The sequence below is a fragment of the uncultured Dokdonia sp. genome (assembly GCF_947492535.1).
In the GTDB taxonomy this organism is placed as follows: Bacteria; Bacteroidota; Bacteroidia; order Flavobacteriales; family Flavobacteriaceae; genus Dokdonia.
This window is the reverse complement of the sequence record NZ_CANLNH010000003.1, coordinates 358,410-382,712: the sequence shown is the minus strand read 5'-3', so window position 1 is coordinate 382,712 and position 24,303 is coordinate 358,410. Positions and strand designations below refer to the sequence as shown.

Sequence of the window (24,303 nt, the reverse complement as noted above, 5' to 3'; positions counted from 1 at the left end):
CTAATTGCGCGTTCTAATTAGGAACAATGACTTGTGTTTCCTCTCCGTTGGTTGTATCTAAAATATTGATAACAAGCCCTTCTGTACTTTCAAACACTTCTACAGCTAATGTGCCAAATGTAAAGGTTCCTGGTTCTGTTAAATCTCCAATTGAATCTAATTGTTGTTGTGTTAACGTACGAGAAATTTGACTAAGAATTTGATTGTTTAGGTTATTACCAAATCGTTCTAAGTCTGATTGTTGATCTGCTGCGTTTTGTGGAGCTGTAAAACCATTTTGAGCTTGTGCAGAACCTAATAACTGTTGGTAATTAAATGTATCTCCTCCAAAAAAAGGATTAATAGGTCTATATACAAATTGTTGTGCACTCATCGATGTCACAACAAAAGAAATAAATAAAGTAATGATCGTCGTTTTCATAAGAAATTAATAGCGTATAAATTGTTCATTTTGCTTTTCTAATCGATTGAGGAAAGATAACACTCTTTGAAGAGAAATTCTAACCATATTGGTAAGAAATTCTTTTCGAGGTTGTGCAAAAAATTGCCAAACGAGTTTTCCATCAACTTCCACAGTAATTAATGTATTCCTTCTTCTTCCTGGAACTTCTTTAATTAATATATTTTTAGGGGATCGTATCTGTCTATTATAGTATTCACTATAAAACATTCTGAAAAAATCACGTCCAGATTTTGTAAGTGTTTTTTGCAAGACTAAACCGTCTATCGTATAGCCATCTTGAGCTACAGCTTCATCTTGAGATGTTGTTTTTGGGGTATTCCTATTTATATCGATAACTGTTTTACCACCTTGTTCAAGTACAATTCGATCTTTTCCTATAGGCTTATTATCTTTATCATAAACTAATAATAACAATATAATTTTGTCATCAACATTATAATTTACAGTCAATGTTGATAGTATTTTTTTTTCATCTCCTTTCAAAAAGAATAGGTCTGTTTGATTATTTTTAACCACATTTCCTTCTTTATCTGTTCTGAAAACAGAATAATCATACTTTAAATTAATATCTGTAGAGGTTTTATTACGTGCCGCTGCATGAAAGGTATAGAACTCGCTATTACGTTCTATCAGAATTTTAGCTTGAATATCTTTATTGAAAAGTTGTGCATGACTTATGGCACTAACACCTATGAAAAAAACAATAAGTAGAGTTGTTTTCTTAATTGTGTTTACAGCTATTTTATTAGTCAATTTCATAGCTAATAATAGTATAAGAAACAGTTAAGTTATTACTGAAAACTTCTTATAATTATTGTTGGAGAAGCCTCTGTTTGAACAAATCGTAACGATCTTGTTATGGAATTAGTTCCAAAACGCTCAAAAGTAAGGTTGTCCCCTTGTTGTAGTAGGTCCAAAGAAGCATCTTCTGTTGGATTGTTGACAAAATCGCGTATCAAATTAAAATTACCATCTTGCGTTACATTAGTAACTATGGTATTTGCGCGATAATCTAATGCCGTAAAATTAGAGTTTCCTCTTTGAGTTACTTGTATTTCACTAGAGGTAGTATTCGAATTAATAGATGTTATATTTAAATCTCCTATTTGTGTTAAAAAAATACTATTCCCCGTTATTTGTTGATTTCTCACATTTGGAGAAGTATCAAATCCTAAATTCAATAATATAGCAGAACTGACTGATTGGTTATCCAACACAATCTCATTTCCATTAACTTCCTCTTCTCCTGGGTCTTCATCAAATGTTTGGGCAAAGAGCGGAATACTACAAAATGTAGTAATGCAAAAGACAATTAATAAGCGGACGAAATTTTTCATATCTCTAATTTAGAATAAAAATTGTTTCTAGACTAGTATTTAACACTAGAATTTCAATTTATTATAAAAGACAAAAGTTAAACTCGTTTCATAATTAAAATGAATTTAAAATTTATAAAAAAAATAAAAGTAACAGGTGAGCTATGTTACACCTGCTACTTTTACATACTACTTTTTAGTTTATAGGAGCTAAAGAGAATGAAGACACAGTATGTGGAGCAGTTACACCTTGTGCTGTAACTTGGATAAATCCATTCTGAGTTCCCGTTCCTAATGGCCCTTCTTGAAGGATGTCAGCTTGATTTCCTCCTGCACCAGGAGTAAACACACCTTCATTTTGACGAATTGTATAACTCTGCCCATCACGTTGAGTAAGAAGCGCTACGTTATTCTCTCCATGCTGTAAAGTACGTCCATAACTACCTGTTCCAACTTGGAACATATTAGAGTTATTTCCCATTCCAGCTTGAGAAGCAACAGCATTGTTATCATCTCCCCACTGATCTTGTAAAGATGCATGATCAGCTCCATCTTGATTTAATGAAGCTTCATTGTTGTTACCTGTTTGCATTTGTCTTCCAACATTATCAGTTCCACCAGCTGTAAAGAAGCTTTGAGATATAAATGCAGAGTTTTCATTACCATCTTGGATTTGAGCAGCATTGTTAGATCCTGCTTCAGAACTAGCTTGTGCTATAAAAGCGTCATTATCATCACCAGATTGGTTTTGAAATGCAACTCCAGATTCTGAATTCTCTACAACAAGAAAGTTCCCAACAGAACCATCAAAACCAGAAACTTCGCCAAATCTTGAAATTGCATCTGAAGAAACTGTTACTGTCCCATTTGTACCTTGATTGATCTGAGCTCTGTTACCTACAGATCCTTCTGCTTCCTGAATTTGTTCTGCTTGGTTATTATCACCTAATTGAGTTGTTAAAGCAACGTTACGAGCATCACTTCCAGCTGCATTATCTTGCTCTACACGAGATTGGTTATCATTTCCAGTTTGAGATACGATAGCAAATTGTCCTTGGCTATCTTCTGGACCTGCATTTTGACCAATTTCAGAAATGTTTCCTGTACCACTTTGCACAGTAGAAGCATCACTATTATCCCAAGTTTGTAATGTATATGCAGAGTTATCCTCTCCATCCTGCTCTATAGTAGCTGCATTCATTTCTGCTTGATTAGCAGTTCCTTGCATAATCATAGCTCTGTTTGCCGCTGTATCATTATCATTATTCTGATCAATCATTGCATTGTTATAATCACCTTCTTGGAAGATCGTAGACTGGTTATTAAAACCTGTTTGTTCTACTTCTGCAAAGTTTAATTGTCCACTTAAAGACTGATTTCCGTTTACATTTCCGGTTTGCATTACTCTTGCTAAGTTAGCTGTCCCATTTTGATCTGTTAATGTAGATTGAGATGTTCCTGCTTGACGTACTTGCACTGCATTATTTGCTCCATTTTGGATACTTTCTCCAGTATTTGCTCCCATAGCAGAACCTGGAATCTGAGCAACCTGAACCGCTTCACGAGCACCAGTATCATTAGTAGCTGGACTCTGTGCCATTGATACACTAGCAACCGCTAATGCTACAACACTTAAAATTACTTTTTTCATAATTTGTTATAATTTGTTAGTTATTAAATGTGTGAGTAGGGGATGATTTTATTAATTAATAGGTGCCAATGTGAATGCACTCACTGTTTGTGGAGCATTTACTGACTGAGGATTAACTTGTATAAAAGAATTTTGAGCTCCAGTTCCAAATGGTCCTTCTTGAAGGATGTCTGCTTGGTTTCCTCCTGTTCCAGCGCCAAATGCACCTTCATTTTGACGAACTGTATAACTCTGACCATCACGTTGAGTAATTAATGCTACGTTATTTCTTCCATGCTGGATACTTTGTGCATAACTACCATTTCCTTCTTGGAATATATTCAGGTTATTATTTCTTCCTCTTTGTGTAGAAAGAGCTGAATTTGCATCACCAGATTGTACTTGAAGAGCACGGTGATTGTTACCGTTCTGCATTAAACCTAAAGAGTTGTCTGAACCATATTGTTCTTGTCTACCTGTATTACCATTACCGTTTGGACTTCCGAAAGCATTCTGAAGTATGGCAGCACCATTGTTATTCCCATCTTGTATTTGAGCTCCATTATTAGAGTCATTTGTATCTGCATATTGTCCAATAAATCCTTGATTTCCATCACCAGTCTGTTGTTGGAAAGCTACACCATTATCAGAACCTAAAATATTATTAGTACCTCCTAATATAGAAGGGTCTAAGGCTGCTGTATTTAAATAAGCTTGCTCTGCTGCTGGAGCCTGAAATATTTGGTTACTCACACCTTGACTTATAACAGCAATATTCCCTGTAGATCCTTCAGCGCTTTGATTTTGTTCTGCGCTGTTGTTACTACCTGATTGTGCAGTATATGCACTGTTACGCGCATCACTTCCTGGTGCATTATTTTGGTTTACTAAAGATTCATTATCCTCTCCAGATTGAGTAACTAGAGCAAATTGACCTTGACTTTGGTTAGGTCCTGCATTTTGAATAATTTCAGATGTGTTATTTGTTCCATTTTGAATAGTCCAAGCATCACTATTATCAAAAATTTGCAAAGTAGATGCAGAGTTTCCTTCTCCATTCTGATCTATCATGGCCTCATTGTCTTCAGCCTGTTGTCCAACACCTTGCATGATCATTGCACGGTTTGCATCCGTATCATTATCATTGTTTTGTTCAACCATAGCATTATTCCCATCGCCTTGTTGCTCAATAGTAGATTCGTTATTGAATCCATCTTGATCTACTTCAGCAAAGTTTAACACGCCACTTTGTGCTTGTACTTCTCCTGTTTGGAAAACTCTAGCCAAGTTGGTTGTTCCATCTTGATTTGTCAGCACAGATTGTGATGTTCCTGCTTGACGTACTTGTACGGCATTACTTGCACCGTTTTGAATAGATTCACCTGTGTTTGCTCCCACAGCTGAACCAGAAATTTGTGGTACTTGAACTGCTGCTCTAGCACCAGATTCTTGCTGTTGCCCCATAGCTACAACACTAACACATAGTGCTGCAACTCCTAAAATTACTTTTTTCATAATAAAAGAATTAGTTAATTAAATTATTAAATAGATATTATTTGCGAACACATACAGATAATCATATTTGTATAAGAATATGAATAACTAGATATGTTCAGTCTAATATATTTATCTAGCCATGCTAGATGAAATGTATTTTGGGGGGAGAATTTAAAATACATTACTTTTAAAATTATAAAACCTCTTACAAATCCCTTAAGACAGTATTATACTATCTTAAGGGGATATGTTTTATAATTTATATTGAAAATTATGCAATTACTAATAATATGTAGTAATTACATAATTAATTAATCATTGATAGGTGCTAATGTAAAAGTTCCAACTGAATGTGGAGCTGTTACACCTGAAGCACTGAAAGGAGTAAATCCTCTTTGAACACCAGTTCCGAACGGTCCTTCTTGAAGAACGTCTGCTTGGTTATTTCCGTTATTTCCAAATTGGTTTTCATTTTGACGGATTGTATAACTCTGACCATCTCTTTGTGTAAGGAAAGCCATATTTCCATTACCATGTTGTAATGTTCTTCCGTAACTACCATTTCCTTCTTGAGTAACATCAGAATAGTTAGCTGTTCCTCTTTGAGAAGCTACTATTGTATTATCATCTCCAGTTTGTGACTGTACAGAAGTATGTAATCTATCATTTTGAACGATTGTTGCTGCATTATCATTACCTACTTGTACTTGAGAAGATACATTACCAAACCCAGTATCAGGAGTTAAATTTTGAATTGCTTGTGCTACATTACCATCTCCATTTTGAGATTGAGCAGAATTATTACCATCTCCAAACTGAACAATTACTGCATCGTTTTCACCACCAGTTTGTGTTTGAAAAGCTACTGCATTTGTTGCTTCAAGACCAGCTCCATCATCATCAGCAGCAAGAGTTGGATCAAATGCATTTACTGCATCAAAGATTTCATCTTGTCCCGTTGAGTAAATTGAAATATCTCCTGAAAAACCTTGTAAAACATCTGCATTATTTCCTCCAGCACTTCCAGAAGAAACTTGAATTTGCTCTACTTTATTTCCAACACCTGTTTGACGAGCAAAAGCACTGTTACGATCTTGATCTCCATCTGCACCAGATTGGTTTACACGAGATTCATTATTCATTCCTGTTTGATCTACAATAGCAAAATGCCCAGCACTATTTTCTGGACCTGCATTTTGGTTAATCTCAGAAGTATTCCCTACTCCATTTTGAACAGTAGATGCATCACTATTATCATACGTTTGTAATGTATATGCAGAGTTGTCTTGACCATCCTGCTCTATAGCAGCGTCATTATCTTCTGCATTATCTCCAGTTCCTTGCATAATTTGAGCACGGTTTCCTAGTGATTCTTCTCCTGCATCATTATTTTGACTGATAAAAGAATTATTGCGATCTCCTTCTTGTACCGAAGTAGCTTGGTTGTTATAACCTGTTTGTTGTACCTCTGCAAGGTTTAACTGTCCGCTTAATGCTTGATTACCATTAACGTTTCCAGTTTGCATCACTCTCGCTAAGTTAGCAACACCATTTTGATTTGTTAGTGTAGATTGTTCTGTTCCTGCTTGACGTACCTGAACAGCATTGCTTGTTCCATTCTGAATGGACTCCCCAGTGTTTGCTCCTGTTGCTGAACCAGAAATCTGTGCTACTTGCACTGCTTTTTGAGCCCCTGTGTCTTGTGCATACGTTGCAACACTAAATGTTAGCGCAATAGCGCTTACCAATAATTTTTTCATAATAAAAAGTAGTAGTTAAAATTTTATAAATTAAAATTGCTAACAACTGACTTTCAAAAACAAACGCACACAATGTAACACATAGATAAAACCTATGATTGTTATATTATATAGATGTTTGGCAACAAATTATAATATGGGGTACTATAATGTAATTTTATATTTTAATGTATTTAGAGGGGGAGAAATATTAAATACGAGAGCTAAATTATATAAATAAGCCAATGATACAAATAGGAATGACAACTTTTCGATCAAAGGAAAACTACGAATTCATCGTATTCGACCTAAACACCAGTAAAAACTATACTTGACACTAGAAAAAAAAATAAACGAATCGATTCAGGTTAAAAATGCTGAAAGTAAATTCCTACGTGTTTTTACGTATTTCGTGTAATGATTTTACTTTACGCTTAAACAACAAGTCTAATTTAGCATACGAATCACCTATTAATAAATTAAATTTCAGGTATTTACACCTTAAATTAGTTAATTAATGAATAATAGCTCTCTATATTTTGGTAGTGGCCATAACTCATCTTCTACTAATAGTTCTAATTTATCACAATGGTGTCTTATTTTTTGCAGATATGGAAACACTTTATTACAATACGATTTAGATTTTGGTATTAGTTCCATTTGATTTGCCTTCTTACGAGCTTCTGTCATTTCAGTAATACAAGCATTTAATGATTCTATATGACTAGAAATTTCCTTTATAATATTTGTTTGTTCTTTAGCTAAAGACATATATGCATGATCGCCATAAATATCTTTTAACCCTTTTACATTTGTAATAAGAACGTTTTGATATCGCAATGCTGTAGGAATAATATGATTTCGAGCTACGTCACCTAAAACTCTACTTTCTATCTGTACTCTTTTGATATATTCTTCTATTTCTATTTCATAGCGCGCTTGTATTTCTACAGCATTCATAATATTTAATGATTCATATAATGAGATCGCTTTCTTAGATATTTTCTCTTCTAGCGCATCAGGTGTATTTTTATTATGACTTAATCCTCTTTTTTTTGCTTCCTTCTCCCAAGCTGCTCCATACCCATCTCCTTCAAAACGAATATTTTTACTCTCTTTAATATATTCACGCAATACATTAAAGATAGCATCATCTTTTTTCATTGATGATTCATTAATAAGTATATCTACTTCTTTTTTAAAGAGCTTTAACTGATTAGCTACTATCGCATTAAGAACGGTCATAGGATGTGCACAATTTGCTGTTGCACCTACGGCTCTAAATTCAAATTTGTTTCCTGTAAATGCAAAGGGTGATGTTCTATTACGGTCTGTATTATCTAATAATATCTCTGGAATTTTCCCTATCACATTAAGTTTTAAATCTGTTTTTTCTTGTGGTGACAATTTACCATCTGTCACCTTCTCAAGCTCATCAAGCACTTGTGTTAATTGAGACCCTATAAAAACCGATAAAATACCAGGAGGTGCTTCATTAGCTCCTAATCTGTGATCATTTCCTGCACTAGCAATAGATGCTCTTAACAATTCTTCATAAGAATGTACTGCTTTGATCGTATTAATAAAAAAAGTGAGAAACTGTAAATTTTTCATGGGTGTTGTACCAGGACTTAGAAGATTAACTCCTTTATCTGTTGCTAAGGACCAATTATTATGCTTTCCGCTCCCATTTACACCCGCAAATGGTTTTTCGTGAAATAATACTTTAAAATAATGACGCTCAGCAACCTTTTCCATAACATCCATCAATAAAGAGTTATGATCTACTGCTAGATTTACTTCCTCAAAAATAGGTGCAATTTCAAATTGATTAGGTGCCACCTCATTATGTCTCGTTTTAATAGGAATTCCAAGAACCAAACATTCTTGTTCTAATTGTTTTAAATATGCTAATACCCTAGAAGGAATCGATCCGAAATAATGATCATCAAGTTGTTGTCCTTTCGCGGAAGCGTGCCCTAAAAGCGTACGACCTGTTAAAGCGATATCTGGACGAGCAGCCGCTAATGCACTATCAATAAGAAAAAACTCTTGTTCCCACCCTAAGGTTGCATGTACCTTACTTACATTTTTATCAAAATAACGAGCCACATCTGTTGCTGCAACATCTATCTCTTGTAATGCTTTTAATAAAGGGGTCTTATAATCCAATGCCTCTCCTGTGTAGGCCACAAAAACTGTAGGAATACATAGTGTTGTATCATATATAAATGCAGGAGATGTAGGATCCCATGCTGTATAACCTCTTGCTTCAAACGTATTACGTATCCCTCCATTAGGAAAACTAGAAGCATCGGGTTCTTGTTGTACTAATTGTGCTCCATCAAATTTTTCAATTACGTGTCCTTCTGTAGTGATTTCAAAAAAGGCATCATGCTTCTCTGCAGTAGCTCCTGTAAGTGGCTGAAACCAATGTGTATAATGTGTTGCTCCTTTGGCTAATGCCCATGCCTTCATTCCTGTAGCAACTGCATCGGCAGTAATGCGATCTATATTACGTCCTTTATATATAGCTTCAGTTACATTTTCAAAAGCAGACTTCGGTAAGTGTTGTCGCATTGACTGCTCTCCAAATACATTCATATTATAGGACAAGGAACGAATTCCTTCTTCTTTTGGAACTTGAACAGATCGGTTTTGAACATCTTGAAGCGCTTGAAATCTAAGAATAGGCATAGGATAAGATATATGTATAATCGATTAATAGTAGCAAATATACGAGTATTTCAAAAATATATGATATTTTTTAGTCACCCCCTAAAAAATAGGGGGTGTTAATAACTAAAATTAAATTTTTAATAATTACCCCCTAAAAATTAATACACATTACATATATAATTATATATTTGCATCGTAATTAAAAAAACACGCCGTTATGAGCAAATCCAAATTAGAGTACATCTGGTTAGATGGATACAAGCCAACTCAAAACATGAGAAGTAAAACTAAAGTTGTAAACGATTTTAGTGGAAAATTAGAAGATTGTCCAATATGGTCTTTTGATGGATCATCAACAAAGCAGGCATCTGGTGGAGCATCAGATTGTTTATTAAAACCTGTAGCTATTTATCCAGATCCACAACGTGAGAATGGATTTCTAGTAATGACTGAGGTTTTAAATGCTGATGGAACTCCGCATGAATCAAACCATAGAGCTCAAATTGATGATGATGACAATGATTTCTGGTTTGGATTTGAGCAAGAATATTTTATTATGGATTCTGCTACACAGCTACCTTTAGGATTTCCAGTAGGTGGATACCCTGGACCTCAAGGAATGTATTACTGTTCTGTAGGTGGTAGAAATACACATGGGCGTGATTTTGTAGAAGAACATGCTGATTTATGTATTGCTGCTGGACTTAACTTTGAAGGAATTAACCAAGAGGTTGCTTCTGGACAGTGGGAATTTCAATTATTTGCAAAAGGAGCTAAGAAAGCTGGTGATGAAATCTGGGTAGCTCGTTATTTATTAGATCGTCTTACAGAGCAATACGGATGGTATATAGAATACCACCCTAAGCCAGTAAAAGGAGATTGGAATGGATCTGGTATGCATGCTAACTTCTCAAATACAACATTACGTACTTGTGGTTCTCAAGAAGTTTATGAGAAAATATGTGAAGCATTTCGCCCAGTAGCAGCAGAACATATCGCTGTATATGGAGCGTATAATGACCAACGTTTAACGGGACTACATGAGACTGCATCTATTCATGATTTCAGCTACGGAGTATCTGATCGTGGTGCATCTATTCGTATTCCAATTATTACAGTAGAGCAAGGATGGAAAGGATGGCTTGAAGATCGTCGTCCTGCATCTAATGGTGATCCATATAAAATTGCAGGTCGTATTGTTACAACTGTAAAAAGTGCAAAAATTTAATTAATTATTATATATTTCCTAAAAGCCTCATTAGTATATTCTAATGAGGCTTTTTTGTGGTTATATACGCTTTCGCGAAAGCGTATAAAGGCATATCACACTAGGGATTTTAATTAATCATATCACTTTGTATCGTATAAATCTCTTCTTTTTTCTAGTTCTATTAATGCTTCCTTATTACTATTTAGAATAGCACAAGCATACCTTTCATACATATCAGGGTACTTTATTTTAAGATGATCCATGATCTTCCAATATACATAAGGACTATTCAAATCTTTAGTATCAAATATTGAGTATCGTTTTCTAGATTTCGGGTATTTTTTCCAGAAGTTTCGGTAGGAATCGTATTGATAATTAGCTATAATTTCAGCTATTTCATAAATAATAGTATCTGGAACACCTCCATTTACACTCTTAGAATAATACCCTTTAATCTTTTCAAAAAATACTATTTTGGATTCCAATATATAGGAGGCGTTTAATCGACTCCATCTATTAGGAATACCAAAATATTCTAATAGTTTTATGTATTTGGTTTTTCTCAATATCTACAAGAAAGTAAATCCTACAAATACAACATAGGCAACAAAAAGAATCAATCCCTTATATCGGGATAATTGTAATCGTTTTGGTATAAATGCCAGAGGCAAGAGAATAACCGCAAACCCAATCATCCAGAAGATATTTGTAGATAAAATGGCATCATCTACTACAGAAATCGGTTTAATAATAGCGGTAAGTCCTAATACTGAAGCAATATTAAAAATATTAGACCCAATAAGGTTTCCTAACGAGATAGCTTTTTCTTTCTTAAGCGCTGCAATAACAGAAGCTGCTAATTCAGGGACACTCGTCCCTATAGCAATAACTGTCACAGAAATCACATAATCACTAACTCCAACAGCTTTAGCTAGTTCTGTAGCGCCCTTAACAAGCCATTCAGAACCAAAATACAATGCGGTTCCTCCTATAGCTAGCCAAATGAAAATTTTAAAATAAGAACTTTGAGCAAGCCCGTCATCTACACCGTCTTCATCTACTTGTTTCTTTTTACGTGCTCTTCGTATCAATACAAAAAGATAAATAATGAGGCAACTCACTAAGCCTATTCCTTCAGTCTGTGATAGTTGCTCATCATTTTTCAATAAAAAATATAACGCAATAGAAAACAGCAACATAACCGGCCAATTAAAACGATAAAAATCACGATCTACTGTTAATGAAGATATGATTGCCGTAATTCCTAATACCAATCCTATATTAGCAATATTAGAGCCTATTACATTACCAAGTGAAATATCTGAGAGCCCGTCATAAGCTGCTTGTAAACTTACCAATAGTTCTGGAGCAGACGTGGCAAAAGAAACTACGGTAAGCCCAATTACCATCTTAGAAAGATTAAGCTTAAAAGACAATCCTACAGAAGAGCGTACTAGAAACTCCCCTCCTACTACTAATAACAACAATCCAATTAGGACATAAAATATACTCATGTATGAACTTTTCGACGAAGATAACAAATAGTAATCGTCACGCGTACACCAAAAATTAATGTTTTCTTCACTTTATGTATGACATTGTTAATAAGGGAATACTTTTTGCTTTGTCTATTACATATAAAGCAGTACATTAGTTATTGATATGGAACTGACCCAAGAGTACATAGAAGCCGAAAACAAAGAGCTTACACGCCAGTATAAGAAATTACTGCGCATCAGTTATCAAACGCTTACTACTGAGGATAAGAAAATGATCCGAAAGGCTTTTGATATTGCTGTAGATGCGCATAAAGACCAGCGTCGTAAGTCTGGAGAAGCGTATATATTTCATCCGCTTGCTGTAGCACAGATTGTCGCTAGTGAAATAGGATTAGACGCTACATCAATTGCATCTGCATTGCTACATGATGTTGTAGAAGATACTGAATATACACTGGTGGATCTTGAACAACTTTTTGGAGAAACTGTTGCTCGTATTGTAGATGGGCTCACTAAAATATCCAACTTAAAAAAGGATAGAGATGTCTCATTGCAAGCTGAAAATTTCAGAAAGATGCTATTAACTATTAATGAAGACCCTCGGGTTATCATTATTAAAATAGCAGATCGTTTGCACAACATGCAAACGATGGATGCCATGAGACCAGACAAACAAACAAAAATCTCTAGTGAGACCTTATATATCTATGCCCCTCTTGCTCATAGAATGGGGCTTTATAACATCAAAACGGAACTTGAGGATTTAAGTCTTAAATATACAGAACCAGAAGTATATCAAGATATAAAAGACAAGATCAAAGAAAGTAAAGAAGAACAAGACAAATACATAAAGGATTTTAAAAAAGTAATTGAAGATTCCCTTAATCTTGAAGGTCTTAATTACGAAATTAAAGGTCGTCCTAAATCTATCTATAGTATCCGTCGTAAAATCTTGAATCAAGGGATTAATTTTGATGAGATTTATGACAAGTTTGCGATACGTATTATCTACAAAAGTGATGTTGCCAATGAGAAATTCTTAGCTTGGAAGATTTATTCTATTGTTACAGATCACTTTAGACCCAACCCTACTCGTTTAAGAGATTGGATTTCATCTCCTAAATCTACAGGATATGAGGCATTACATATTACAGTAATGGGACTTAAAGGGAGATGGGTAGAAGTGCAAATTCGTTCTGAACGTATGAATGAAATTGCCGAAAAAGGGTATGCAGCCCATTTCAAGTACAAACAAGGCGATGATGGTGATAAAGGACTTGATGAATGGATTAATAGACTCCAAGAAGCACTTGAAAATCCAGATACAAATGCCGTCGATTTTGTAGAAAATTTCAAGCTCAATTTATATAATAAAGAGATTTTTGTATTTACTCCACAAGGAGATCTTAAATCGCTACCCAAAGGAGCTACCCCATTGGATTTTGCCTTTAGTGTACATACAGAAGTTGGGCTACATACTAGAGGAGCTCGCGTGAATGGTAAATTAGTGCCATTAAGTCAAGAGTTAAAAAGTGGCGATCAAGTAGAAATCATTACCTCAGAGCAAGCCAAACCAACAAATAACTGGTTAGACTACGCTACAACAGCTAGGGCTAGAGCCAAAATTAAATCATCTCTAAAAGATGAGAAAAAAGAAACAGCGGCAGACGGAAAAGTTATTCTTTCGCGAAAGCTAAAATCACAAAAAATTCAACTTAATGAAAAGACTATTAACGAACTCGTCTCTTACTTTAAACTAAATACGAGTTTAGATCTTTTTTATCGAGTAGGCATTGGGACTATTGACAATAAAATGATTAAGGAATTTGCAGCCCAACGCAGTAACGCATTTGTGAGCTTCTTTAAAAATAAAATCAGAAAACCTACCACTGTAGAAAATGTAGACCGTGATGAGATTACCAATAAATATGATGATCTTGTTTTTGGGGTAGATGAACAAAAATTAGATTATAAGTTTTCAAACTGCTGCAATCCAATACCTGGAGATCCTGTATTTGGTTTCACCACCATTAATGAAGGCATTAAAGTTCATAAAAACAATTGCCCAAATGCTATTTCTTTGCGCAGTAAATATGCATACAGAGTGATTCCTGCCAAATGGATAGACTCAAGTGCTCAAGGACATAAGGTAGATATTCGCCTTACAGGAATTGATAATTTAGGACTTGTAAATCAAGTTACAAAAGAGATTTCTGATCATATGCACGTAAATATCAAGAGCATAAGTTTTACAACTAATGGAGGTATTTTTAATGGAAATATTACGGTAATAGTTCAAAATAAGGAGCATCTTAAAAAGTTAATGGATAATCTTAAAAAAATCAACGGAATTGACAAAGTCACTCGATTATAATTCCGTAACTTTACATCTTTAATAGCACTATGAGTGTAAATTCTACCATAAACAAAGATCAAGAGGTTGTAAAGAGTGTTTTTACAACATACTTAGAAGAAAAAGGACATCGTAAAACACCTGAGCGCTACGCGATACTACAGGAAATTTATAACAACGATGAGCACTTCGATATAGAGTCTCTTTATATCAACATGAAAAACAAAAATTATCGTGTAAGTCGTGCTACACTTTACAATACCATAGAACTTTTATTAGAATGCGGATTGGTACGCAAGCATCAATTTGGAAATACCCAAGCTCAATATGAGAAGTCTTATTTTGATAAACAGCATGATCATGTAATTTTATCAAATGGTGAAGTCATTGAGTTTTGTGATCCGCGTATTCAGGCTATTAAAAAAACAATCGAAGAAGTTTTTGATATTACAATAGATAAACACTCTCTTTATTTTTACGGAAAGAAAAACACCTCTAACTAATATATACGAATGGCAGTAGACTTACTACTAGGGCTCCAATGGGGCGACGAAGGAAAAGGAAAAATTGTAGACGTACTTACTAAAGATTATGATATCATTGCTAGATTCCAAGGAGGTCCTAATGCAGGGCACACCTTAGAATTTGATGGCATTAAACATGTATTACATACTATCCCTTCTGGGATTTTTCATGATAATGCGATGAATATCATAGGAAATGGCGTTGTGATTGATCCTGTAATTTTTCAAAAAGAATTACAAAACCTAGATAAGTTTGAAGGATTAGATTACACTTCAAAAATATTGATTTCACGTAAAGCACATTTAATTCTTCCTACGCATCGTCTTTTAGATGCTGCCTCTGAGGCCTCAAAAGGAAAAGCCAAAATAGGGTCTACTCTTAAGGGAATTGGACCTACGTATATGGACAAAACGGGTCGTAATGGAATACGTGTAGGTGATTTAGAATTGGCAGATTGGAAAGATAGATATACAAATTTGCGTAAGAAGCATATTTCTATGATCGATTTCTATGATGCAAAAATTGAATACGATTTACAAGAGTTAGAAGCTGAGTTTTTTGATGCGGTTGACGTTTTAAAGAAACTTACATTCATAGATTCTGAAGAATATTTACATCAAGCACAAAAATCAGGAAAGACCATTCTTGCTGAAGGTGCTCAAGGGTCTTTATTAGACATTGATTTTGGAACGTATCCTTATGTTACTTCTTCTAATACGACAGCCGCAGGTGCATGTACTGGATTAGGGATTGCGCCTAATAAAATAGGAGATGTGTTTGGTATCTTTAAAGCATATACGACACGTGTAGGATCAGGTCCCTTCCCTACTGAGTTATTTGATACTGATGGAGAAACAATGGGACGCGTAGGTAACGAGTTTGGAGCAACCACAGGACGTCCACGTCGTTGTGGATGGTTAGATCTTGTTGCCCTTAAGTACGCCGTACAAGTAAATGGTGTGACACAACTAATGATGATGAAAGGCGATGTTCTTTCTGGTTTTGACACGCTTAAAGTATGTACAGCCTATAAATACAAAGGAGAGACTATTGAACATTTACCATACAATATAGAACCTGAAAATGTAGACGTTATTTATAAAGAAATGAAAGGTTGGAAAGAAGACTTAACTGGTATGACAGAAGCTTCTCAATTACCACAAGCGCTTAATGAATACATAGATTTTCTAGAAAAAGAATTAGAAACGCCTATCAAAATTGTTTCTGTAGGACCAGATCGTACACAAACAATTATGAGATAAGGTATTATTCAATATCATATAAAACCCGCAAGTATCGTACATTGCGGGTTTTTTAATAAATATATAACTCGCTTTTGAGACTTTGTTAACTACCTTTTGAGACCACATTAACGCTTTCAGAAGTCAATTTGTTTATTTTTGCTACAATGCATATCAAAAAATACATACTTACGTTACTTATTGCTGTTTTTGCTTTCGCGAAAGCGTATACGCAAGAAGAACGTAAAGAGATTGACATCACTTCTGATGTCACAGAAAAAAATGAAGTTGAATATCCTGGTGCCGTTATTTTATATAAGAGAAAAAAGCAAGTATATATATCACATGAAGGTGTTGAAATGTGGTGTGATATTGCCTTTCATTACAAAGAAGAAAACTTTGTAAAAGCTTTAGGAAATGTAAAAATGAAACAGGGAGATTCTGTTTCGATGCGTAGTAAGTATGCAGAATACAGTGGAGATACCAAATTTGCATTTGCTGCGGGTGATGTATGGCTGAAAAAAGACACAACAGTCGTTACTACAGACACCATGTATTTTGATCGTAATAAACAGCAATCTTATTATCGCACAGGAGGTATAGTAACCTCTCCTAATAGCAAAATCACAAGTCGTATAGGGCGTTATTATCTTGAAGAAGATAAAATATCATTTATCAGTAATGTAGAGGTTACAAACCCTGAATATGTGATCAATAGCGAGCAATTAGATTTTTATAGTGAAACTGAACATGCGTACCTATACGGTCCTACCACCATCACTAGTGAAGCTTCAAAAGTATATTGTGAACGAGGCTTTTATGATACTAAAAACGATTATGGATATTTTGTGAAAAAATCACGAATAGACTATGATAATCGGCAAGTTTATGGAGATAGTCTTTATTTTGACAGGACTCGAAATTACGCTAGTGCCACTAATAATATTAGAGTAAAAGACACGCTCAATAAAAGCCTTATTAAAGGGCATTATGCAGAAGTATTTAGAGACAAAGACTCTGTATTTATCACGCAACGAGCGGTTGCAATTACTGAGCAAGAAGGCGATTCTATTTATGTACATGGGGATAAGCTTATTGTTACTGGAAAACCTGAAAATAGAATTGTAAGAGGCTATTATAATGTACGTATGTTTAAAAGTGATATGAGTGGTAAATGTGATTCTATTCATATCAACCAAAAAACAGGACTTACACAAATGATACGAAGGCCCATCTTATGGAGTGATGAAAATCAAATTACGGGAGATAGTATACATCTTATTAATGATGCGATTACTGAAAAACTAGACTCTTTAAAAGTGTTTAATAATGCATTTATCATTCAAAAAGATTCTATAGATGGGTTTAATCAGGTAAAAGGGCAAAAACTCTATGGATTTTTCAATAAGGAAAATCAGTTAGACTCGGTTAATATTCTGAATAATGCAGAGAGTATTGTATATATGCGAGAAGAGAATGGAGAGCTACAAGGTATTGACAAAAGCAAATCTGCTTCTATTACTATTCTATTTGTAGATAAAGCGATAGATGAAGTTATAAAATATAAAAACCCTGGCGGTAACATTTGGCCAGAATCTCAATTTATATTACAACAGCAAACCTTTGAAAATTTTGAATGGCGAGGAGACGAACGCCTCCTTAGTAAAGAGGATATTTTTAAAGGAGAACCTCCATTTACGTTAACAAAAATACAAGGTATTCCCTTGCCTGTCATAGATAGTGACTTCTTTGAAGAATCTGAAGAAGATGGGCCAGAAAAACCAAGCGCCTCCAATTTATCAGAAAATGAATTATCAAATAGAGAGGAAGATAAACCCAAAATAGGTACGGAAGAAGAAGATGAAATCACAAAACGCCAAAGAGAATATCTTATAAATCGGAATAAAGCGACTTCCTCTTCCAAAGAAGAGAGTTCTCCTAGCCAATTAAACCCGAAAAAGAAGAAGAAAAAAGGAGATGGATAACCTATAGCGTATGAAATCTGATTTTCTAAAATATCAAGCACAAACAACACCACACCCATTAAGTTTTGAGGTAGACCGTGCCGAAGGGAGTTATATTTATCATAAAAATGGAAAAAGATACCTAGATTTTGTTGCAGGAGTTTCTGCCTGTAGTTTAGGTCACCAACACCCAAGAGTAAAAGAGGCTATTCATAAACAACTAGACTCTTATCTTCATGTAATGGTATATGGGGAATATGCACAAGAAGCACCTATACAATTATCAAAGTTATTAGCTTCATTATTACCCGACACGCTTAATAGCACATACCTTGTAAATAGTGGAACAGAAGCTATAGATGGTGCTATAAAGTTAGCTCGAAGAGTGACAGGTCGTAGTGAGATTATTGCTGCTTTAGATGCCTACCACGGTAATTCGTATGGCGCTTTAAGCCTTATGAGTCATGAAGAGCGTGTTGCCCCATTTAAACCCGTCATAGGTGGCGTTTCTTTTATAAAGTTTAATTGTCAAAAATACTTAGAACGTATTACTACAAAAACGGCCGCTGTCGTTCTTGAAACAATACAAGGTGGTGCTGGTTTTATTGAACCTCAACACAATTTTTTAAAAAAAGTTAAAGAGCGATGTCAATCTGTAGGTGCATTATTAATTCTTGATGAAATTCAACCAGGTTTTGGACGCACAGGAAAGCTTTTTGGATTTGAACATTATCAAGTAGTTCCTGATATTCTAGTCATGGGAAAAGGCATGGGTGGCGGAATGCCTATTGGAGCCTTTACAGCTTCGTATGAACATATGCAACTATTATCAGACAATCCAAAATTAGGACACATTACGACGTTTGGAGGGCATCCTGTAATTGCTGCTGCCGCGCTGGCTACATTACAAGAAATTACAGAAACTACACTCATTGAAGACACCCTCAAAAAAGAACAACTTTTTAGAACATTATTAGTACATCCATTACTTACTGAAATTCGAGGAAAAGGTCTTATGCTTGCTGCACTCACACCTACAGCAGAAATAGCAACACAAGTGATCTTACGATGCCAAGAAGAAGGTCTTATCTTATTCTGGTTACTTTTTGAAGAAAGAGCTATTCGTATTACACCACCCTTAACAATATCTGAAGATGAAATTCGAGAAGGCTGTGCCATTTTACTTAACGTACTTAATGAAATTCAGTAACTTTTAATCCTCTTATATACGCTTTCGCGAAAGCATACTAAGAAATAATCTTTTTAAATAATAAACTTAAAATATAAAAAAGGCGTTTCAATGAAGAAACGCCTTTTCATTTGGCTGATTATATAGAATATAATCTTAGTTATTTATTAAACGGAATTCAGTTCTTCTGTTTGCAGCATGCTCACGCTCAGTACAAGAAACTCCATCAGCACATCTGTTTTTAAGCTTACGCTCTCCAAATCCATTAGCAACTAATAAACTATTATTAATTCCTTTAGAAATTAAATAGTTAGCTACTGATTGTGCACGACGCTCAGAAAGATCTTGGTTAGAAGATGCATTTCCTCTAGAATCAGTATGAGAAGCAATCTCTAATTTTACACCTGGGTTTTGAGCTAATAAAGGTAATAAACGAGTATCGATTATGTTTTTAGCTGCAGATGTAAGTGTTGCGCTGTTTGTATTCCAGTTGATAGGAAGTGCTTGGTACTCAACAAGAGCACATTCTACTTCTCTCCAAGTAGTTAATCCTCCTTTTTGCTTAAGAACTTCTTTAGAAACTGTAGTATATGTAGCAGGAACTACTTCTTCTGTAGTTGTAGCATCTTTTGTAAGTACAGTTTTTGTAATGTTTGCATACTCTGCAGGAATTTCTTCTTCTACTACACGAGCTGGTTGATCAACTACTCTTTTAGTATACGTAGCATCTTTAGATCCACCTGGAGTAGACTGTACAGAAGCATCAGCAGCTAACGTACGGATAGAAACCGTTTGGTATTCTGCTGGGTATCCTTTGTAACACCAGTAACGACAATCATCTGGATTACTAGAAGCACAATCAGGAGCTGGAGCACCTAATTCCCACTGAGCATATGCAGATTTCGTTTCGATAGTTTCAGATCCATTAGCAAAAGAAGCAGGAATAATTCTTAAAGAAGATCCCGATGTACTTTTTACATAAGATACTGTTTCAGTTTTATACGTAGCTGGTATTACTTTAAGACGCTTTGAAGCTTCTTTAACTAATACTCTCTCTGTTTGAGTTTCGTATTGAGCAGGAACTGTCTTTAATACTTTATAAGCTGGAGTCTTTTGAATCTGTACCGTCTGAGTTTCGTAAATATCAGGAGTAGTACAACGTACATAACATTTTCCAGGCTCTGGATTTGCTGGTAAATCTTGAGCGTTCGCTGATGCGAAAACAAGACCAAAAACAGAACATAATAATAAAATTTTCTTCATAATAATTGATAGTTTAAAGTTAATGTGTTGGAAATCATATTAAAAGTACAAAAATATATGATTCATTTTAACACATGCTTTAACATAAATTAAGAAAGCTTTAACATGGATGAAATACACTAAAATATCGTCAAATGACACAAATCACATCATTTTTAACTAGTACAATTACATTTACTACTAAAATTCAAAGAAAATCATCTATTCAAATTCGGCTAAAAACGTCAGAAAACGTTCGTGATGGGCTTTAGAATAATCAAAATGAGTGACAATACGTAACTTCCCCTGTCCCATATCGCTTATAGCTATTTGTCTTTCAGACAATTGCTTCATAAAATCGTGTTTTGAAGGCGTTTCTAAAAGATTGAAAATGACAATATTAGTATCAATAGGCTCTACAGAAGCCACAACATCTAATTTCTCTAATTGCGCTCCAAGTTCTTTCGCTTTTGTATGATCAATCTCCATCCTATCGATATGATGATCTAATGCATAAATACCTGCTGCAGCCATATACCCAACCTGACGCATTCCTCCGCCTAATATTTTACGCACTCGGATTGCTTTATCCATAAATTGTTGTTTCCCTACTAATACAGATCCCATAGGGGCTCCTAATCCTTTAGATAAACACACAGAAATCGTATCAAAAACTTCTCCGTACTGTTTTGGATTTTCATTATTAGCTACCATCGCATTCCATAAACGCGCTCCATCTAGATGAAAACCTAATTCATGATGATCACATACATTTTTAATTTTTTTAATCTCTTCAAAATCATAACAAGCTCCTCCTCCTTTATTGGTTGTATTTTCTAAACAAACTAAGGTCGTCAACGGGCTATGATAAAAATCTGGAGGATTGATAGCCTCTTCAACCTGAGAAGCAGTAATCATTCCTCTATTTCCAGAAAGGAGTTTACAAGAAACACCACTATTAAAAGAAACACCTCCTCCTTCATAATTATAGACATGAGCGTACGCATCTGCTATTAATTGTTCTCCAGGTTGTGTATGAATTTTTATAGCTGCTTGGTTGGTCATACTCCCTGTCGGGAAATACAATGCACTATCCATCCCAAACATCTCGGCAATACGACGTTCTAATTCATTTACAGACGGATCTTCTTTATATACATCGTCGCCTACTTCTGCATTCATCATAAACTCCAACATTTCTGGAGTTGGTTTTGTAAGTGTATCTGATCGTAAATCTATTTTCATAAAATTATAGCAATATATTATTTGACTATTCCTAATAAAACATACTCATTACTCCTGAAAACATCCAATAGGAGAACCATCTGGAATTTTTGGAGAAGGCAATACTTTAAAGGTTTCTGGTTTATCTAGTGTTTTCTTGATTTGATCTTTTATGTTTATATCATTAATATCTGTAGTACTTAACGATGGTACAATAACAGATCGTAATACATATTTTACAGTGGCCTTTGTTTGAGGAATTGCTCTTGGATGCACATATAAATTTAAAAGATGCTTCACTACATTATAATTAACCGTAGTCTGAACTTGTTTTTTATAGGCATCTTTCTCATTTGCCATTATTGTTTCTTTGACAAGCATTTCCAACATGTCTTGTAAGCCTACTTGTTTTGAATCTACTGCTTTTTGTTGCACTAATCGGTTAGCACGTTCAGGATGTAATAATAACCCTAACGTCATATCACTTGCTGTTGCTGCAGTCCCTAATGCATCAAAAGCAACACCCGTATTACTTTTAAAACTTTCACGTGTTCGGTTATACCCATGAGCTCTAGGCGGAAATAATGTCAATTTATCTTTAGGGATCATAAGGGTACTTGCTTTTAGTGTCTTGAGCACACTTGCTAGCGCTTGTTTTTGCGCTTTAGCATCTAGCACTTCTGTTACTTTAAGTTGGGTATCTCCTTTTACTGCATAATTATAATCTAATCCTCCTATCATTTTTACCGCAGCTTCTGTTTGATAACGGTGATAAAAATAAAGAGGCACAAAAACATCTTCCAACACAGAATACGGTTCGTTCGTTCGAATATTATCTACAGAGAAATTAGTTATAGCATGATTACGCAGTTCTAGTACATTTTCTAGTTCTTCATCTGCTTGCGTTCCATTATCCCAAAGATGTGCTTTGTAATGTGCGCCTCCTTGTGGTCGTGCATCACTATCAGTAATATAACGCAGGCCATTTTTCTCGGCTGTTTCTAGTACATTATTTAAATAATCACTTTCTGTCATGCCCGTAGGAACAATACCATAACTATAGGCAACCGTTACTTTATCCCATGCACCTATTCCTGTGGCGTATGCATCAGAAAAATCAACCACTCCATTCTTTAAACGCAATGTAGGATGTGGATAATCCATCACACTGGCTCTCCCATTTGGACTTGCCGCAAAGTTATGTGCAAAACCAATCGTATGTCCCACTTCATGAGCACTTAACTGTCGTATACGTGCTAGTGCCATTTCTAACATAGGTTGATAGTTTGTGTCGCTTTGCGCAAAAGGTTTATTCATAAGTGCCTGAGCAATTAAAAAGTCTTGTCGAATTCGCAAACTTCCTAAACTTACATGTCCTTTAATAATTTCTCCAGTACGAGGGTCAGTTACACTAGCGCCATAGCTCCATCCGCGGGTACTACGATGCACCCATTGTATTACGTTATAACGTAAATCCATAGGATCTGCATTTTCTGGTAACATCTTTACTTGAAAAGCATCTTTAAATCCAATAGCTTCATATGCTTGATTCCACCAACGAGCACCTTCTAATAAGGCTGAGCGTACTGGCTCTGGGGTTCCTGGATCTAAATAATAGATAATAGGCTCTACAGCCTCACTTACTGCTGCATTTGCATCTTTTTTGATTAATCGGTGTCTATTGGCATATCGCTTACGGATAGGTTCTTGGACAGGCGTTGCATAATCTAAAAAGCTAGTAGAGATATTTCCTGCTCTTGGATCAAAGGCTCTTGGTGTATAACCATCATCAGGTAACTCGACAAAAGAGTAATGTTGTATAAGTGATACTGAAGAAGCATCTGGTGCTACTGTTCTAAGGTTTCTACCTGTAGGCTGTCCTTTAAAGGTTAATAGTGCTTCAAACTCTGTATTTTTTGGAAAGCTCTTTGTGCGTTCCATCGCTAGAGCGCTTCTATTTTTATCTATTTTATATCCACCTTCTTTTTGAAATTTTAAACGATTGGCTACACCGTGCGTATCTTCCATTAGGAATGGGGTAAAATCAATGATATAGGTATTCCCTTTGGTTTCTTTGATAGGAAAACCAAACAATACAGAGGTCGCAAATGCTTCTTGTATAGACCTACGTTCTAATTCGTTGGACGTATTAGCTCTATAATTTTGATTCGGCTGTACTAATAATAATTTATTACCAGCTTTTTTAAAATACACAATCGCAGAACCTCCTAGTTGCCCTCTATCAAGCCCGATGTCATTAGATCCAAGCCCTGTACGTAATGAATGTACATATAAAAACTCTTGATCTATTCTATCTACTTCTAGGTATAACTTATCTGCACTTTCATCATAATGCATCTTAAAATATCCTTCTTGTGTTTGAAGATTTGTTTTTCCTTCTAAGAATTGGGCATTAGCAATTACAGCATAAAATACAGCTATCATTGACACTAGTAACGTCTTTCTCATATCGCTTAAATTTGAAGAGACCTAAGATAGTGGTTTGTACGCTTTCGCGAAAGCAGAATTAGA

General features: G+C 35.1%; 18 protein-coding genes. 6 read left to right on the top strand and 12 right to left on the bottom strand.

What is annotated here, in order from left to right; translation table 11 throughout:
- Nucleotides 1-13: 13 nt before the first annotated feature.
- The 7 genes from Q1A60_RS06235 to Q1A60_RS06205 form a co-directional block, all read right to left on the bottom strand.
- Entirely contained in the window at nucleotides 14-421 is a 408-nt protein-coding gene (locus Q1A60_RS06235) for a curli assembly protein CsgF (protein ID WP_299765028.1), read from the bottom strand.
- A gap of 6 nt (nucleotides 422-427) precedes the next feature.
- Entirely contained in the window at nucleotides 428-1,222 is a 795-nt protein-coding gene (locus Q1A60_RS06230) for a CsgE family curli-type amyloid fiber assembly protein (protein WP_299765030.1), read from the bottom strand.
- A gap of 32 nt (nucleotides 1,223-1,254) precedes the next feature.
- Nucleotides 1,255-1,800, bottom strand: coding sequence for a hypothetical protein (locus Q1A60_RS06225; protein WP_299765032.1), 546 nt, complete (start codon nucleotides 1,798-1,800; stop codon nucleotides 1,255-1,257).
- A 175-nt stretch (nucleotides 1,801-1,975) separates the two neighbouring features.
- Nucleotides 1,976-3,430: a hypothetical protein gene (locus tag Q1A60_RS06220; protein WP_299765033.1), complete on the bottom strand. Its 1,455-nt coding sequence runs from the start codon at nucleotides 3,428-3,430 to the stop codon at nucleotides 1,976-1,978.
- 51 nt (nucleotides 3,431-3,481) lie between these two features.
- Nucleotides 3,482-4,924: a hypothetical protein gene (locus Q1A60_RS06215; protein ID WP_299765035.1), complete on the bottom strand. Its 1,443-nt coding sequence runs from the start codon at nucleotides 4,922-4,924 to the stop codon at nucleotides 3,482-3,484.
- A 293-nt stretch (nucleotides 4,925-5,217) separates the two neighbouring features.
- The gene (locus tag Q1A60_RS06210; protein ID WP_299765037.1) at nucleotides 5,218-6,666 is read right to left on the bottom strand and encodes a hypothetical protein; all 1,449 of its coding nucleotides are present in this window, start codon (nucleotides 6,664-6,666) and stop codon (nucleotides 5,218-5,220) included.
- Between the two features lie 489 nt (nucleotides 6,667-7,155).
- Nucleotides 7,156-9,342, bottom strand: coding sequence for a glutamine synthetase III (locus tag Q1A60_RS06205; protein WP_299765040.1), 2,187 nt, complete (start codon nucleotides 9,340-9,342; stop codon nucleotides 7,156-7,158).
- A 199-nt stretch (nucleotides 9,343-9,541) separates the two neighbouring features.
- Here Q1A60_RS06205 and Q1A60_RS06200 point away from each other — a divergent pair, with 199 nt between their 5' ends.
- A complete protein-coding gene (locus tag Q1A60_RS06200; RefSeq protein WP_299765042.1) occupies nucleotides 9,542-10,552 on the top strand; it encodes a glutamine synthetase beta-grasp domain-containing protein in 1,011 nt (336 codons plus the stop codon).
- Nucleotides 10,553-10,674: 122 nt separating this feature from the next.
- Here Q1A60_RS06200 and Q1A60_RS06195 read toward each other — a convergent pair whose 3' ends face one another.
- On the bottom strand, nucleotides 10,675-11,019 hold the full coding sequence (locus Q1A60_RS06195; protein ID WP_300007413.1) for a hypothetical protein: 345 nt from the start codon (nucleotides 11,017-11,019) through the stop codon (nucleotides 10,675-10,677).
- An 84-nt stretch (nucleotides 11,020-11,103) separates the two neighbouring features.
- Nucleotides 11,104-12,048, bottom strand: coding sequence for a calcium/sodium antiporter (locus Q1A60_RS06190; protein ID WP_299765046.1), 945 nt, complete (start codon nucleotides 12,046-12,048; stop codon nucleotides 11,104-11,106).
- Nucleotides 12,049-12,202: 154 nt separating this feature from the next.
- On the opposite strand from Q1A60_RS06190, the gene Q1A60_RS06185 reads away from it, so the two are divergent.
- The 5 genes from Q1A60_RS06185 to Q1A60_RS06165 all read left to right on the top strand — a co-directional run bounded on the left by Q1A60_RS06185 (nucleotide 12,203) and on the right by Q1A60_RS06165 (nucleotide 19,326).
- The gene (locus tag Q1A60_RS06185; RefSeq protein WP_299765424.1) at nucleotides 12,203-14,407 is read left to right on the top strand and encodes a bifunctional (p)ppGpp synthetase/guanosine-3',5'-bis(diphosphate) 3'-pyrophosphohydrolase; all 2,205 of its coding nucleotides are present in this window, start codon (nucleotides 12,203-12,205) and stop codon (nucleotides 14,405-14,407) included.
- A gap of 29 nt (nucleotides 14,408-14,436) precedes the next feature.
- Entirely contained in the window at nucleotides 14,437-14,889 is a 453-nt protein-coding gene (locus Q1A60_RS06180) for a transcriptional repressor (protein ID WP_299765048.1), read from the top strand.
- Nucleotides 14,890-14,898: 9 nt separating this feature from the next.
- A complete protein-coding gene (locus Q1A60_RS06175) occupies nucleotides 14,899-16,173 on the top strand; it encodes an adenylosuccinate synthase (protein ID WP_299765051.1) in 1,275 nt (424 codons plus the stop codon).
- A gap of 146 nt (nucleotides 16,174-16,319) precedes the next feature.
- The gene (locus tag Q1A60_RS06170; RefSeq protein ID WP_299765053.1) at nucleotides 16,320-18,137 is read left to right on the top strand and encodes an OstA-like protein; all 1,818 of its coding nucleotides are present in this window, start codon (nucleotides 16,320-16,322) and stop codon (nucleotides 18,135-18,137) included.
- A gap of 10 nt (nucleotides 18,138-18,147) precedes the next feature.
- Nucleotides 18,148-19,326: an aspartate aminotransferase family protein gene (locus Q1A60_RS06165; RefSeq protein ID WP_299765055.1), complete on the top strand. Its 1,179-nt coding sequence runs from the start codon at nucleotides 18,148-18,150 to the stop codon at nucleotides 19,324-19,326.
- Nucleotides 19,327-19,461: 135 nt separating this feature from the next.
- Here Q1A60_RS06165 and Q1A60_RS06160 read toward each other — a convergent pair whose 3' ends face one another.
- From Q1A60_RS06160 to Q1A60_RS06150, 3 genes are all read right to left on the bottom strand, one after another.
- Nucleotides 19,462-20,568 (bottom strand): OmpA family protein, encoded by a 1,107-nt coding sequence (locus tag Q1A60_RS06160; protein ID WP_299765057.1) that lies wholly within the window; start codon nucleotides 20,566-20,568, stop codon nucleotides 19,462-19,464.
- 201 nt (nucleotides 20,569-20,769) lie between these two features.
- A complete protein-coding gene (locus tag Q1A60_RS06155) occupies nucleotides 20,770-21,792 on the bottom strand; it encodes a GntG family PLP-dependent aldolase (RefSeq protein WP_299765059.1) in 1,023 nt (340 codons plus the stop codon).
- Nucleotides 21,793-21,840: 48 nt separating this feature from the next.
- Nucleotides 21,841-24,240: a zinc-dependent metalloprotease gene (locus Q1A60_RS06150; RefSeq protein WP_299765061.1), complete on the bottom strand. Its 2,400-nt coding sequence runs from the start codon at nucleotides 24,238-24,240 to the stop codon at nucleotides 21,841-21,843.
- Nucleotides 24,241-24,303: the final 63 nt, after the last annotated feature.